The following is a 14,199-nucleotide window of genomic DNA, read 5'->3' on the forward strand; positions in this document are numbered from 1 at the left end:
CACGGAGCGATTCTTCATGACGAAAACAGGCGAACCCGACAGACATGTGCTTGCGCGCAAGCGCGTCGCACCGCGATTTGCGCTTCGCCGAGTGGGACCGACCGCGCCGGCAAGGGACAGAGCTGCACTGGAAGGTTTCATCGGCGACCGGTTTGCCGAGCGATACGGGGCACGGATCCGCCATTTCATGCCCGAACTGCTGGGACTCGAGGACGGGGCCGGGCAGCTGCGCGCAAGCGTTGGTTTGCGTGACGCGGGCAGCGAGTCGCTGTTTCTGGAACGTTACCTTGATCATCCGGTGGAGTGCGAAATCCGGGCTGCATGCGGCTACACGCCACCCAGGGAACGCATCGTCGAAGTCGGCAATCTCGCGGCGCGCAGCGGTGGTGCCGCGCGTGTGCTGATTGTCGCGCTCACCGACCTGCTCGCGGCGGAGGGCTTCGACTGGGTCGTGTTCACGGCGACGCCGGAAGTCGTCAATAGCTTCCATCGGCTCGAACTGGAGCCGATGGCGCTCGGTGATGCACAAGCTGCCCGCATGGGCGCCGAGCTTGCGCACTGGGGGTCGTACTACGATGCCCACCCGCAGGTGATGGCCGGACATATCGTCCGAGGCCGGGAGCGATTGTCCAGTGCCGACCTGCTGCGGCAGGTCGTGATTCGTGCGCGCCATGTGTCTTTCGGGGTGAGCCATGTCGCGGCCGCCTGAACGCCTGTTCGATGCGTTGTCGACGCATGCGCACAGCGTCGTGCTCAAGCAGGGCGAGCGGCAACTGACCGGGGCGCAGGTGCTGCAAGAGGTCTCCGAACGCGCGGCGCGCTTGCGTCGACATCGGTGCGAGCGAATCTCACTGGCGCTCGACAACGGGCTCGAATGGGTGCTGTGGGATCTCGCGATCCTGCAGGCTGGCCGGGTGTGCGTGCCCTTGCCCGGTTTCTTCTCTCCGAACCAGCAGCGCCATGTGCTCGACAGTGCGGGTGTCGACAGCCTCATCACGGACGATGTCACGCCATGGGTTGCGGCGGGCTTCGGCAGCGTCGACGAACGGCTGGCGATGCGCGAGCCGGGGGTGGTCGCCGTGTTGCCGGCTGGCACGGTGAAGCTCACCTTTACATCGGGTACGACCGGTGAGCCGAAGGGCGTATGCCTGGGTGTCGATGCCTTGCTCGATGTCGCCCGGAGCCTGCGCGACGCCTGCAGCGCCAGCGGCGTGTCGCGACACCTGTGCGTGCTGCCCCTGTCCGTGCTGCTGGAGAACATTGCGGGCGTCTACGCTCCGCTGCTTGCCGGCGTGCGGGTCGAATTGCTATCGATGGCCGATTCGGGGCTTCAGGGCTCCAGCCGGCTGGATGTGCCGAGATTCCTGAGCACGCTGATCGACAGCGACACGCACAGCGTGATTCTGTTGCCACAATTGCTGCATGCGCTGGTGACCGCGATCGAGGCGGGCCTGCCCCGGCCCGACGCGTTACGCTTCATCGCCGTTGGCGGGGGGCGCGTCGCCCCGGCACTGCTCAGACGCGCCGAAGCGCTCGGCTTGCCGGTGTTCGAGGGGTACGGATTGTCCGAGTGCGCGTCGGTGGTCTGTCTGAATACGCCGCAGGCAGGTCGGATCGGCACGGTCGGACGGCCGCTGCCGCATGTCGATGTGCGACTCGCCGATGACGGCGAGATCCTGGTCCGGGGTGGGCGCATGCTCGGATATCTGGGCGAACCCGAATCTCTGGGGGAATGGTGGGCGACCGGAGATCTCGGACGACTGGATGACGGCTTTCTCGAGGTGTGCGGACGCAAGAAGAATCAATTCATCACCGCCTTCGGACGGAACGTCGATCCGGAGTGGGTCGAGACGGAGCTCGTGCAGCACGGCGTCATTGCCCAGGCCTGGCTTTACGGCGAGGCGATGGTGCATAACACGGCGGTCCTCGTACCGCGTGATCCGTCCGCGCCCGACAGCGCACTCGAGGCCGTCGTCGACATCGTCAATCGCAGTCTTCCTGACTATGCACGCGTGCACCGCTGGTTGCGCGCCGACCGGCCTTTCAGCTCGGCCAATGGCCTCGCGACGGCCAACGGCCGTCTTCGCAGGGCCGCCCTCGAGCAGCACTACCGGACGACCCTGGCCCGACTTGCAAATACCGAACTCACCCATGGAGAAATTTGATGAGCTTTTTTGAAACCCTGCAGGAACGCACCGCCGCGGACCGCGAATACCTGATGAGCGCGCCGATCATCCGGCAGGCGCTGGGCGGACAGGTCTCGCTGCGCAACTATCTGGCCTTTCTCGGCCAGGCCTACCACCATGTGAAGCACACGGTGCCGCTGCTGATGGCCTGCGGCGCACGCCTGCCGGAGCGGCTGGAGTGGTTGCGTACGGCGGTCGCGGAGTACATCGAAGAGGAAACCGGTCATCAGGAATGGATTCTGAACGACATCCGCGCCTGCGGGGGCGACGCGGAGGCGGTGCGCACCGCCTCCCCCGCGCTTCCGACCGAGCTGATGGTGAGCTATGTGTACGACCGTATCGCGCGGGACAACCCGGTCAGCTTCTTCGGCATGGTCAATGTACTGGAGGGCACCAGCATCGTGCTGGCGACCCGCGCGGCCGGCATCATCCAGGACAGGCTGGCGCTACCCGACAATGCATTCAGCTATCTAAAGTCGCACGGCAGCCTGGATCTCGAACACATCGAGCTGTTGAAGCAGCTGATGAACCGCCTGGACGACCCGGAAGACCGACGCGCGGTGGTGCACACCGCAAGCGTCGTGTATCGCCTCTATGGCGACATGTTTCGCAGTCTGTCGATGGTGAGCTGAGGTGGATCCGATGAAAACGAGTGAATGCAGGGCGCTGGTCACCGGCGCGAGCGGCGGCATCGGGCAGGCGATCGCGGATGCGCTGTGCCGCGAGGGCGCCCGTATCGTCGCGGTGGGGCGACGCCTGGAGCCGCTCGAGAACCTCGCGCAGCGCCATCCGGGCCAGGTGGTGATCGTACAGGCCGACCTGACCGAGCGCGCAGGTCGCGACGCGGTGTGCCTTGCCGCGCGGAAATTCGAAGGCATCAACTGCCTGATCAACGGTGCCGGGGTCAATTGTTTCGCGTTGCTCGAACAGCAGGATGAGGAATCCATCGCGGCACTGATCGACGTCAACGTGACTGGCGCGATCCAGCTCACCCATCGCCTGTTGCCGCTGCTGCGAGAGGCCGATCAGGCTGCCATCATCAATGTGGGATCGATCTTCGGTTCGATCGGCTACGCCGGCTTTGCCGCCTATTGCGCCAGCAAGTTCGCGTTGCGCGGTTTCTCGGAGGCCCTGCGCCGCGAACTTGCCGATACCCGCATCAAGGTCCTGTACGTGGCGCCGCGCGCGACGCGTACCGCATTGAATTCAGCCGCGCTGGTGGCCATGAACGAGGATCTCAAGGTGTCGATGGATGCGCCCGAGAGCGTTGCCGACGCGTTGCTGGCCGCATTGGGCGCGGAGCGCAAGGAGACCTATCTCGGCTGGCCGGAGAAGTTCTTCGTCCAGCTCAACGGCCTGCTGCCGCGGCTGGTGGACCGGGCCCTGCACCGGCAGTTGCCCACCGTCGAACGTTTCGCCCGTAACGAACATTGAAGGAAGACCCGATGAGAAGCATACGAAACATACTGATCGTCACCGCATGCCTGTGGAATCTGTCTGCATTCGCGCTGGAAGGCGAACCCGAACAACTGCCGCGCCTGCAGGCGCGTTGGGCCGAGATCAACTACGGCACGCCGGCCGCCGATCGCGAAGCGGCATTTGCGACGCTGCGCGACGAGGTGGAGCAGGCCCTGGCGCAGATACCGGAATCGCCCGAACTGCTGATCTGGCGCGGCATCGTTCTCGGCTCCTGGGCGGGCGCGAAGGGCGGTCTCGGCGCGCTCGATCTGGCCAAGCAGGCGCGTGCGAGCCTCGAAGCCGCATTGGTGCTCGATCCCGGGGCGCTCGACGGCTCCGCGTATACCAGCCTGGGTTCGCTGTACTATCAGGTGCCCGGATGGCCGATCGGTTTCGGCGACGATGATCGCGCCGAGCAGATGCTGAAGCAGGCGATCGAGATCAACCCGGACGGAATCGATGCCAACTATTTCTATGGCGATTACCTGTACCGCGAGAAGCGCTATGATGAAGCGCGCAGGGCGCTGCTACGTGCCCGTGCCGCGCCGGACCGGCCGGGTCGCGCGCTGGCCGATCAAGGCCGGCGGGCGGAGATCGACGCGCTGCTCGCCAAGGTGGCCGAGAAGCTCGACTGAGGAGCGAGAACGCAAGAATGCGGATTCTGCTTGTCGAAGACGATCCCGGGCTGGGCGAAGGTATCCTGACCGCCTTGAAACCGGAAAACTACACGGTGGATTGGGTTCGCGACGGCGCCAGCGCACTGCACGCGCTCACCCACGAGAGCTTCGACATCGCGATCATGGATCTGGGGCTTCCGCGCATGGATGGTCTGGACGTGATCAGATCGCTGCGGGCGGCCGCCAATCCGCTTCCCGTACTCGTGCTGACCGCGCGTGATGCGACCAGCGACCGGATCGCGGGGCTGGACGCCGGAGCCGATGACTATCTGGTCAAGCCCTTCGATGTCGCCGAGCTCAAGGCCCGTCTGCGCGCGCTGTTGCGCCGCAGCTTCAATCGTCCGCAGCCGACGCTGGAGTATCGCGGCATCACGCTGGATCCCAGCACGCAGGCGGTGAGCTGGCAGGGCACGCCGGTCGTGTTGCCGCGCAAGGAATTCCTGCTGCTGCACGAATTGATCGCGCAGCCGGGGCGTGTGCTCACGCGTGACAAGCTGCAGCAGGTGCTCTACGGCTGGGGCGAAGAAGTCGAGAGCAATGCGCTGGAGGTGCATATCCATCATCTGCGCAAGAAATTCGCGCCTGAATTGATCCGGACCATGCGCGGTGTCGGTTACATGGTGGACAAGCCTTGATGCGCTCCATCCGGTCCCGAACGGTCTTTCTGGTGCTTGGCTTGCTCGGCGTCTCGATGACGCTGTTGTCGTTGAAGAGTTATGTCGACGCGAAGCACGAGATCGAGGAACTCTTCGATGCGCAGCTTGCACATGGCGCGCGCCTGATCGCCGGGATGGTCGGCGCGGACATGCCGTCGACCGCAAGGTTGGCGCTGCAGCAATCGCTCGATACTGCCGTCAGTGCGCCGCGCGCCGAGACCGGCGGGCATCGCTACGAGAGCAAGCTCGCATTTCAGGTACTGGAGGACGACGCGGGCGTATTGCTGCAGTCGGCCAGCGCACCGTCCGGCTGGGTCGAGGTGCTGGTCGCAGGGCTTACGCCTGCCAACCGCAACGCTTCGGCGGATCCATCGGTATTCGCCGGCCTGCGCGATAGCTTGCCGGGGTACCACGACGTGACGATCGACGGTCACGGCTGGCGGTTGTTCATGCTGCGTGACCGCAGCGACGACCGCTGGATCCTGGTCGGCGAGCGCGACGATGTGCGCGGCGAACTGGTCGGCAGCATCACCTTGCGCAGCATCCTGCCCGATGTCTTAGGCCTGCCGCTGATCGCGGTGCTGGTGTGGCTGGCGATCGGCTGGGGCTTGCGTCCGTTGCAGCAGATGGCCGACCTGATCAGGGCGCGCGAGCCCGAGGCCCTGAGCCCCTTGCTGATCGAGCCGCTGCCGGCCGAACTCGAACCGATCGTCGCGGCGCTGAACCGTCTGCTGCATCAGCTCAATGCCTTGCTCGAACGCGAAAAGCGTTTTCTGGCCGATGCGGCGCATGAATTGCGCACGCCCCTGGCCGTTCTGCGCATTCATGCGCAGAACGCCCTCGAGTCACCGGATCCGGCCGACCGCAGCGACGCGTTGCGTCACATCGAAGGCAGCGTCGAGCGTGCGACGCGGCTCGTCGCGCAATTGCTGACGCTGGCGCGCCTCGAACCGAATGCCGAGGCGCTATCGGTGCGCGACATCGACATGCATGCCTTCGTGGTCGCCGAACTGGCCGAACTGATTCCGCTCGCGCTCGAGCGCGGACAGGAGCTGAGCCTGGACGCGGACGAGGACGCGGATCACCGCGTGCGCGGCGATACGGCCAGGCTGGGTATCCTGCTGCAGAATCTCGTCGGCAACGCGATCCAGCACACGTCGGACGACGGCCGGATCCGGGTCCAGCTCGAGGCGCGACCGCGCGAAATTGCGCTCTTCATCGATGACGACGGTCCCGGCGTGCCGGAGGCGATGCAGCCGCGGCTGTTCGAGCGTTTCTTTCGTGGAGGCGTGGGCAACGGGGCCGGCCTCGGCCTGTCAATCGTCCGTCGAATCGTCGAACTTCATCGGGGCCGCATCGTGCTGCGCGATTCGCCGCTGGGAGGACTGCAGGTCGAGGTGGTGCTGCCCCGCTAGTCCACCAGCCTCCCCGGGCTCAACGCATGTCGAAGGCCTCCTGATGAAAGCGCAGGCGACGGCCCCAGCTGCGCGCCAGTCCTGCGCGCAGTTGCTCGCCGAACGCACGGGGACCGCAGAACCACACCTCGGTATGTTTCGCATCGCCGTGGGCAGCTGCCAGTCGTTCGGCGGTCAGGCTGCCATCCGGCTCGCTCGAGTCATGAACGGTCAGCGTGATGTGTGGCAGCGTTGCGCACAGCGAATGGAGCCTCGCGACGAAGGGGTCCCGTTCGGCGTTTCTAGTGCTGTAATGCAGTTCGGCCGCCGGCGCCGCGTCCGGGTTCGCTCGCAAGGCCTCCAGCCACGCGATGAACGGCGTGATGCCGATGCCGCCCGCAATCCAGATCTGTCGAGCCTTCGTATCGCGTCGGTCGAGTTCGAAGCGGCCATAGGGGCCTTCGACGGTTACGCTCTGTCCCACGTGCACACGCTTCGACAGCCCTCGCGTGTAGTCGCCCAGCGCCTTGATCTCGAAGCGGACGCTGCGGTCGCCCCGATCGGCACTGGCGATCGTGAAGGGGTGGGCCCCCTCGAAACGGTCGAAGCGCACGAACGCGAACTGCCCGGCCCGGTGTCCGCGCCACGGACCCTCCAGACGACAGATGATCTCGGTGATGTCGGGCGTCGGCGTCTCGACCGACAGGACCGTACCCTGCGCCTGGCGGCTGCGACCGATCCGGCCGGTGAGCGACAGGCCGGCTGCGATCGAACCCGCGGTCAGCATGAAAGCGAGCACGATGCCGATCGGCTGGCTCCAGTAAGTGGTCGGTGCGAGCATCGCCGCATGAAAGGCCAGCAGCAGATAGAGCGCCGGCATCGCGCGGTGGATATGCCGCCAGAACTTGTACGGAAAGCGTTTCCACAGCGCGAGCAAGACCATCGCGATGACGACGTAGATCGCGAACTCGCCGAATTCCTCGGCGGCGTCGCGAAGGCTGTCGAGCAGACCGGTGTAGTGCTGTTCGGGTACACGTCCGGCACGGCCGACCAGGGACTTCACCACATCGTCGGACATCTCGACCAGCCAGTGCAGCGTCGCGAACCCGACCGCGAGAATGGCGCTCCACTTGTGGGCGCGATAGATCCGGTCCATGCCGCCGAAGGGTTTCTCCAGCCATCGCGGCCGTGTCGCGAGCACCATCGCGAACGACATCAGGCCGATCGCGAGCAGGCCGCTCAGATACAGTGCCTGGTCGTAGGCGGCCCAAGCCATGGAAGTCGTTCCGGGTCCGGTGACCGCGAGCGCGGCGCCCCAGGACAGCACGATGACGGCGATGAGGGAGGTCAGTGCGGCAATCATGATGGTCTTCCGTGGCAATGATCCGGACCATGCGTATCAGCGCCCGGGCCGGTCTGCGGCCCGGGCCTGATCCTGCACGACGATCAGCTCAGCGCTTCCGGCGCAAGCAGGCTCTGCTGGCTGCGGCCGGCGTCGCTGCGCTTGTCGTTCTTGACTTCGGTCTCGAGGACCTCGCCGGTTACCGGATGGACGTCGAGTTCGACGCGGCGGCCGTCGCGGTCGGTAGCCTTGACCTCGTAGCCGTCCTGCTCGCGCTCGATCTCGTCGATTCCGGTATAGCCGGCGGCCTCGAGTTTCCCGTACAGTTGCGGGATGGTCAGCCAGTCGGCACGCTGGTTCCGGCTGTCGGCGCGGCTCTTGTCGCTCTTGGTTTCGGTTTTCAGGACTTCGCCGGTGACCGGATGGACGTCGAGTTCGACGCGGCGGCCGCTGCGGTCGGTGGCCTTGACCTCATAGCCGTCCTTCTCGCGCTCGATGTCGTCGATCGCGGTGTAGCCGGCCGTCTCGAGCCTGTCGTGGAGCTGCGGAATCGTCAGCCACTCGGACTGCGTGCTGGATGCGGCGACGCTCGAGGACTGTGCTAAGACGGCCGGGACGAGCCAGACAGCGCCGACGGCCAGTCCGGCCGTGATCGCGAGGGTGCCGAGGATGTTCATTTTCGAGGTGGTCATGATGGTTCTCCCGAGGGTGTTTGAGCGGTCATCTGGTGACCGTGGAGCCATTCTGCGCGGCACGGTCTTAACGCAGGCTGAAGCCGGCGTTCATGTCGCGTTCAGCTTCGATCGCCGCGGGCACGAGGCCGACGATAGGGCCGGTAGCCGGGCGGCCCGGTGGCCGAGTGGCGTTCACGCGATGTTAAGAATCGCAGGCGTAAGCTCGCACTGCATCCTTCAGGAGTCTTCGCATGAAAGCATCGAAATACCTGCCTGTGCTGGCGCTCGTAGCGGCGCTCGTCGGCGCCATGCCTGCGGTCGGTGTGGCCGGTGATCGCGACGACCATGAGCGCGCGCGTCGGGCGCTGGAAGCGGGCGAGGTGCTGCCGCTCGGGACCGTGCTCGCACGTGTCGAGCGGGATTTCCCGGGCCAGGTCATCGAGGTCGAACTCGAACGCGACGACGGCATGTGGCTCTACGAGGTCAAGCTGATCCGCAGCGGCGGCGCGCTGGTGGAACTCGAAATCGATGCGCGCAATGGCGACGTGCTGCGGATCAAGGGTCGCGACACGCGGCCTTCGGCCCCGCGCGGGAAGGGTGACTGATGCGGATCCTCGTGGTCGAAGACGAACCGACCTTGGCCACCCAGCTGGCGCAGGCGCTGAAGGCGGCCGGCTATGCGGTCGACACGGCCGACAACGGGCGGGATGCCTGCTTTACCGGCGAGGTCGAACCCATCGATGCGGTCGTGCTGGATCTCGGACTTCCCTTGATGGACGGCATCACCGTGCTGAAGCGCTGGCGGGCGAAGGGGCTGACGATGCCGGTGCTGATCCTGACTGCCCGAGGTGACTGGCACGAGAAGGTGGCCGGCATCGATGCGGGCGCCGATGACTATCTGACCAAACCGTTTCACATGGAAGAGCTGCTGGCGCGTGTGCGCGCGCTGCTCAGACGGGCGGCGGGGCAGGCCAGTCCGGACCTGATCTGCGGCCCGGTCACGCTCGACACCCGCAGCGGGCGCGTGATGCTGGCCGGGCAGGCGGTGACGCTGACCGGCCACGAATACCGGATCCTCGCCTATCTGATGCACCGCAAGGGTGAACTGGTGTCGCGTACCGAACTCAATGAGCATATCTATGCGCAGGACTACGATCGCGACTCCAATACGATCGAGGTCTTCGTCGCGCGCCTGCGCAAGAAACTGCCGTCCGGCCTGATCGAGACCGTCCGGGGCCTGGGTTATCGACTGGCATGCCCCGATTGAGCCAATCGGGTCGGGAAGCGGTGCGGTGGCGAGGTTCGCTGCGTCTGCGGCTGCTGGCCGGCACGCTGATGTGGATCGTCTTGTCGGTGCTGGTGGCCGGCTGGGGGCTGGCCAGACTCTTCGAGCGGCATGTCGAGCAGCAACTATACACAGAACTGGGCACGCATCTGAACCAGCTCGCGGCGCAGTTGCGTTTCGACGAATCGGGTCACCCGGAGCTCGACCTCGCCCTCAGTGACCCCCGCTTCGCCCGACCTTATTCGGGGCTGTACTGGCAGGTGGACTCGATCGGGGATGGCGACGTCCGGGCGCAGCCCGCCTCGCTGCGTTCGCGTTCCTTGTGGGACACGCTGCTGGTCGTACCCGAAGACGCGCCGGCTGACGGTGAGCTCCATGCCCATCGGGTCGAAGGCCCGGATGGCGAAGCCTTGCGCGTGATCGAGCGGGTGCTGCGACCGGCCGAGCATCCGGAGTTCCCGCGGCGACTGATCGTTGCGGCGAACGAGTCGTTGGTCGATGCGCCGGTGGCGCGCTTCAATGGACTCCTGGCGATGTCGCTCGGCCTGCTGGCGACCGGCCTGCTGGTGGCTGCGTGGCTGCAGGTCCGGCTCGGCCTGCAGCCGTTCAGACGCCTTGCCAAGGATCTGGAAGGCGTGAAGGACGGGCATAGCCCGATCATCGAGGGGCGGTATCCGTCCGAAGTCCAGCCGCTGGTCGAGGAATTCAACGGTGTGCTGGCGCGAAATGCGGAAATCGTGGCGCGCGCCCGCACCCACGCGGGGAATCTGGCTCATGCGGTGAAAACGCCGTTGACCGTTCTCGCCAACGCCGCCGCCGAGGCGGACGGGCCGCTCGCCCGGCTTGTGACCGACCAGGTTTCGCTTGCACGCACGCAGGTGGACTATCATCTCGCGCGTTCGCGCGCGGCCGCCGCGGCCGGGACCCCGGGCCAGCGCACCGCGCTGAAGCCGGCGATCGAGGGCCTGATGCGACTGATGATGCGCGTCCATGCGGAACGCGAATTGAGTATCGTGCTGACCGATTGCCCGGGGAGGCTCGTATTTCGGGGCGAGGCACAGGACCTGCAGGAGATGGTCGGGAATCTGCTCGACAATGCCTGCAAATGGGCCAGGGCCAAGGTCGAGCTGCGGGCGATCGGGTCCAGTGGCGAAGTGACTGTGATCATCGACGACGACGGCCCCGGTCTGCCGAGCGAGGTTCGCCATGCGGTCTTCGAGCGCGGCGTTCGTGCCGATGAACAGACGCCCGGCTCGGGGCTGGGCCTGGCGATCGTGCGGGATCTCGCGCAACTTTATGGCGGCGACGTCGAGCTCGAGGCTTCGCCACTCGGCGGCCTGCGCGTCCGGTTGCGCCTGCCGGGCGTCTGAGTCTGTCCTGGCGCACGCGGTGCGCGCGCGGCGGGCGGGGCGGAGCCGCACCCGCCTCAGTTCATCCTTGTGTCGTTCCGCACATGCGTGCGCATCCGGTACCGAAACACCGGCTCAGCGGTTGAGCCGGATCGCGAGTCGCGCCACCGCGGCACCGACGCCTTCCACCGCTCTGCGCAGAGGCTCTTCGATCAGTTCGTTGCGGTCATCGAAGGCCTTCGCGGCATTCGGCATCCCGGTCTGCTCGGGCACGACGACGAAACCCAGATTGGACAGATAGAGCCGCGTGTGCTGCAGCGAGCGGATACCGCCGAGCGCGCCCGGAGAGATTGCGACGATACCGGCGGGCTTGCCCCGCACATGCACGGTGCCGGGCCGACCCGAACCGTCGGGCAACGGACGTGACACCCAGTCCAGCGTGTTCTTCAGCAAGGGGGTGAAGAAACCGTTGTACTCGGGCGATGCGAGCAGGAAGCCGTGATGGTCGGCAAACAGCGCCTGCAGCCGCGCCGCGGCCTCGGGCAGGCCTTCGTCGTGCTCCAGATCCCCGTCGTACAGCGGCATGCGATAGTCGTTCGGGTCGATCTGTGTCACTTCGACGCCTTCGCGTTCCGCGCCGCGTGCGAGGGTCGCAAGCAGGCGTCGGTTGAAGGAATCCCGGCGCGCACTGCCGGACATCGCGATCAGTCGAATGGTGGACATCGTTGGGTCTCGCTTGAATGGATACCGGGTTGAGGACCGCATGGACCAGGAACGGTTCCGTGCTGGGCGACGTCCGTTGCCCGGGCGTTCATACCCAGCCGATTGCGCCGGCGGCGCCACCGGCGGCGATCAGCCAGATCGGACCGAGGCGGGTGGCGAGCATGATCATCACGGTGAGCAGGATCAGCGAGATGCGGCCGACCGCCGCGAGCGCGCCGCGCCAGCCAAAGTGGCACTCGCCCAGGATCAGCGACAGATTGACGACGTTCGCGCCCGGCAGCGTCTGCGCGAGCGAATACAGCTCGACGAACTCGGCGCGGGTCAGCCAGCGCCGTCAAGTCGTCGCTTCGCCCGCCGCCCGGGTTGGTCGGCGTCGCCCCGGGGGCTGCGGTCATTCGCCGCTACCCGCATCCAGCGCATGCAGGTGCGCGAGCGCGCTGTCGGAACTCTCGTAGATGTGCGGCGACAACTGCCTCGCAGCCAGCGCGTCGCCGAGCTTGGCGCGCAGGAAGGTGCTCGTCGTGTAGCGCGTGACGTTCGAATAATAGCCATCGACGATGTCGCGCACCATCTCGACATAGGGTTCGAGCAGTTCCGGTGTGATCGAGAAATTGTCGTAGTTCACAATCGCCGGAACACGATGGCCGACCCGCCCGAGGCGTTCGTCGATCAGTTCGCGGATGTGCCGGATCTGGCTTGCATCGCGCACCGCGAGTCCCTCGAAATTGACGAAGAACAGATCATGCTCGGCGTCGTAGGTGAGGCGTTGGTCCAGCGGCAGGGACAGCAGATCCTCGCGCAGCCCCATCGGCTCGTCGCGGAAGATGCGCGCATCCATGGTCCGAAGGTCGGGTGCGACTTTCGGACGGAAATCCATGTGCCCGATGATGTCGCGCTCGAGATCGACGCCGGGTGCGATCTCGCACAACTCCAGCCCATCGTCGCCGAGCCGGAACACGCAGCGTTCGGTGATGTACAGCACTGGCTGACCCCGTCGGTGGGCATACTCGCCGCTGAAGGTGCGCTGCTCGACCTGGTCGACGAACTTGTTGGTACCACCGTCGGAGTCGATGAGCAGTCTGCCGTGTTCGAGATGAATCTGCAGATCGCCAGCGGTGAAGCTTCCGACGAACACCACCTTGCGCGCATTCTGGCTGATGTTGATGAAGCCGCCAGCACCCGCCAGACGTGGACCGAAACGGCTGACGTTGAGGTTGCCGGCCCGATCGGCCTGTGCCAGACCCAGGAACGCGATGTCCAGACCACCGCCGTCGTAGAAGTCGAACTGGTAGGGCTGGTCGATGATCGCATCGGTGTTGACCGCTGCGCCGAAGTTCAGACCCGAGGCCGGGATGCCACCGATGACGCCGGGCTCGGTGGTCAGCGTCAGCAGGTCGATGACTTTCTCCTCGGCCGCGACCGATCCGACCCCTTCGGGCATGCCGATGCCCAGATTCACGACGCTGTTGGCCGCCAGTTCGAGCGCCGCGCGCCGCGCGATGATCTTGCGCTCGCTCATCGCCATCGGTGCGATCGACGACGACGGTACCCGGATCTCGCCCGAAAAGGCCGGGTTGTACGCGTCGACGAAGGTCTGCATGTGGTGTTCGGGTCGTTCGGCGACGACGACGCAGTCGACCAGCACGCCGGGAATCTTGACCTGACGCGGATTCAGGCTGCCGCGCTCGGCGATGCGCTCGACCTGCACGATGACGATGCCGCCCGAATTGTGTGCGGCCATCGCGATCGCGAGCGCCTCGAGCGTCAGCGCCTCCTTCTCCATCGTGATGTTGCCGTCCGGGTCGGCGGTGGTGCCGCGGATAATGCCGACATGGATAGGAAACGCCTTGTAGAAAAGGTATTCCTCGCCGGCGATCGTCATCAGGCTCACCAGGTCCTCGGTGGTGGACGCGTTGATCCTGCCGCCGCCATGACGCGGGTCGACGAAAGTGTCCAGACCGACCCGGGTCAGCGTGCCTGGCTTGCCGGCCGCGATGTCGCGGAACAGATGGGCGATGACCCCCTGCGGCAGGTTGTAGGCCTCGATGCGGTCCTCGACCGCGAGCTTCTGCAGCGCGGGGACCAGACCCCAGTGGCCGCCGATCACGCGCCTCACCAGCCCCGGATGGCCGAGATGGTTCAGGCCCCGGGTCTTGCCATCACCCTGCCCGGCGGCATATACCAGCGTCAGCTCCGAAGGCCGGCCAAAAGGACCCGGGTCGCCGGCGAGAAAGCGCTCCTCGAGGGCGCAAGCGACACCTTCGGCGAAACCGATACCGACGAATCCACCGGTCGCGACCGTGTCCCCAGTGCGAATCAGGCGCACCGCATCGGCCGCGCTGACGATCTTGCTGCGGCGCGGTAGTTCGCCGCTGGCGAGCAGCGGGTGAACGCTGGCAGTCGTGCTGGTCGATTCGAGGGTCATGGTTGTCTCCGCTGCGTGTTTGTTGTTTGT

General features: G+C 65.9%; 15 protein-coding genes. 10 read left to right on the forward strand and 5 right to left on the reverse strand.

Features of this window, described 5'->3' with window-relative positions; genetic code table 11:
- Window positions 1-16: 16 nt before the first annotated feature.
- Genes ACKVEX_RS11935 through ACKVEX_RS11965 form a run of 7 tightly spaced genes read left to right on the forward strand, consistent with a single transcriptional unit; the run spans window position 17 to window position 6,392 of the window.
- Window positions 17-709 (forward strand): thermostable hemolysin, encoded by a 693-nt coding sequence (locus ACKVEX_RS11935; RefSeq protein WP_473215958.1) that lies wholly within the window; start codon window positions 17-19, stop codon window positions 707-709.
- The gene (locus ACKVEX_RS11940) at window positions 693-2,165 is read left to right on the forward strand and encodes an AMP-binding protein (protein ID WP_473215959.1); all 1,473 of its coding nucleotides are present in this window, start codon (window positions 693-695) and stop codon (window positions 2,163-2,165) included. The genes ACKVEX_RS11935 and ACKVEX_RS11940 overlap by 17 nt, the downstream gene beginning before the upstream one ends.
- Complete coding sequence (locus ACKVEX_RS11945; protein ID WP_473215960.1) at window positions 2,165-2,818, forward strand: TenA family transcriptional regulator; 654 nt, start codon at window positions 2,165-2,167, stop codon at window positions 2,816-2,818. Before ACKVEX_RS11940 ends, ACKVEX_RS11945 begins: the two co-directional genes overlap by 1 nt.
- Window positions 2,819-2,828: 10 nt before the next feature.
- A complete protein-coding gene (locus tag ACKVEX_RS11950) occupies window positions 2,829-3,620 on the forward strand; it encodes an SDR family oxidoreductase (protein ID WP_473215961.1) in 792 nt (263 codons plus the stop codon).
- An 11-nt stretch (window positions 3,621-3,631) separates the two neighbouring features.
- Window positions 3,632-4,279, forward strand: a complete 648-nt coding sequence (locus tag ACKVEX_RS11955; RefSeq protein WP_473215962.1) for a tetratricopeptide repeat protein — start codon at window positions 3,632-3,634, stop codon at window positions 4,277-4,279.
- A 17-nt stretch (window positions 4,280-4,296) separates the two neighbouring features.
- The gene (locus ACKVEX_RS11960; protein ID WP_473215963.1) at window positions 4,297-4,956 is read left to right on the forward strand and encodes a response regulator; all 660 of its coding nucleotides are present in this window, start codon (window positions 4,297-4,299) and stop codon (window positions 4,954-4,956) included.
- The gene (locus tag ACKVEX_RS11965) at window positions 4,956-6,392 is read left to right on the forward strand and encodes a sensor histidine kinase (RefSeq protein ID WP_473215964.1); all 1,437 of its coding nucleotides are present in this window, start codon (window positions 4,956-4,958) and stop codon (window positions 6,390-6,392) included. Before ACKVEX_RS11960 ends, ACKVEX_RS11965 begins: the two co-directional genes overlap by 1 nt.
- Before the next feature lie 19 nt (window positions 6,393-6,411).
- Here the strand turns inward: ACKVEX_RS11965 and ACKVEX_RS11970 are convergent, their stop codons facing one another.
- Window positions 6,412-7,734, reverse strand: coding sequence for a ferredoxin reductase family protein (locus tag ACKVEX_RS11970; RefSeq protein WP_473215965.1), 1,323 nt, complete (start codon window positions 7,732-7,734; stop codon window positions 6,412-6,414).
- An 83-nt stretch (window positions 7,735-7,817) separates the two neighbouring features.
- Window positions 7,818-8,405, reverse strand: coding sequence for a PepSY domain-containing protein (locus tag ACKVEX_RS11975; protein WP_473215966.1), 588 nt, complete (start codon window positions 8,403-8,405; stop codon window positions 7,818-7,820).
- A gap of 233 nt (window positions 8,406-8,638) precedes the next feature.
- Between ACKVEX_RS11975 and ACKVEX_RS11980 the strand changes: the two genes are divergently transcribed.
- The 3 genes from ACKVEX_RS11980 to ACKVEX_RS11990 are packed head-to-tail and all read left to right on the forward strand — an operon-like array spanning window position 8,639 to window position 11,042.
- A complete protein-coding gene (locus ACKVEX_RS11980; protein WP_473215967.1) occupies window positions 8,639-8,992 on the forward strand; it encodes a PepSY domain-containing protein in 354 nt (117 codons plus the stop codon).
- On the forward strand, window positions 8,992-9,654 hold the full coding sequence (locus ACKVEX_RS11985) for a response regulator transcription factor (RefSeq protein ID WP_473215968.1): 663 nt from the start codon (window positions 8,992-8,994) through the stop codon (window positions 9,652-9,654). Before ACKVEX_RS11980 ends, ACKVEX_RS11985 begins: the two co-directional genes overlap by 1 nt.
- Window positions 9,651-11,042: an ATP-binding protein gene (locus ACKVEX_RS11990; RefSeq protein WP_473215969.1), complete on the forward strand. Its 1,392-nt coding sequence runs from the start codon at window positions 9,651-9,653 to the stop codon at window positions 11,040-11,042. The genes ACKVEX_RS11985 and ACKVEX_RS11990 overlap by 4 nt, the downstream gene beginning before the upstream one ends.
- Window positions 11,043-11,156: 114 nt before the next feature.
- On the opposite strand, the gene ACKVEX_RS11995 is transcribed toward ACKVEX_RS11990, so the two are convergent.
- From ACKVEX_RS11995 to ACKVEX_RS12005, 3 genes are all read right to left on the reverse strand, one after another.
- Entirely contained in the window at window positions 11,157-11,744 is a 588-nt protein-coding gene (locus ACKVEX_RS11995; RefSeq protein WP_473215970.1) for an NADPH-dependent FMN reductase, read from the reverse strand.
- 88 nt (window positions 11,745-11,832) lie between these two features.
- Window positions 11,833-12,069 carry a chromate transporter gene (locus ACKVEX_RS12000; protein WP_473216079.1) on the reverse strand — a complete coding sequence of 79 codons (237 nt, stop codon included), beginning with the start codon at window positions 12,067-12,069 and terminating at the stop codon, window positions 11,833-11,835.
- 66 nt (window positions 12,070-12,135) lie between these two features.
- On the reverse strand, window positions 12,136-14,169 hold the full coding sequence (locus tag ACKVEX_RS12005; protein WP_473215971.1) for an acyl CoA:acetate/3-ketoacid CoA transferase: 2,034 nt from the start codon (window positions 14,167-14,169) through the stop codon (window positions 12,136-12,138).
- Window positions 14,170-14,199 lie beyond the last annotated feature (30 nt).

The organism is Denitraticella aggregata, assembly GCF_048158365.1.
Classification (GTDB): domain Bacteria; phylum Pseudomonadota; class Gammaproteobacteria; order Burkholderiales; family Rhodocyclaceae; genus Azoarcus_F.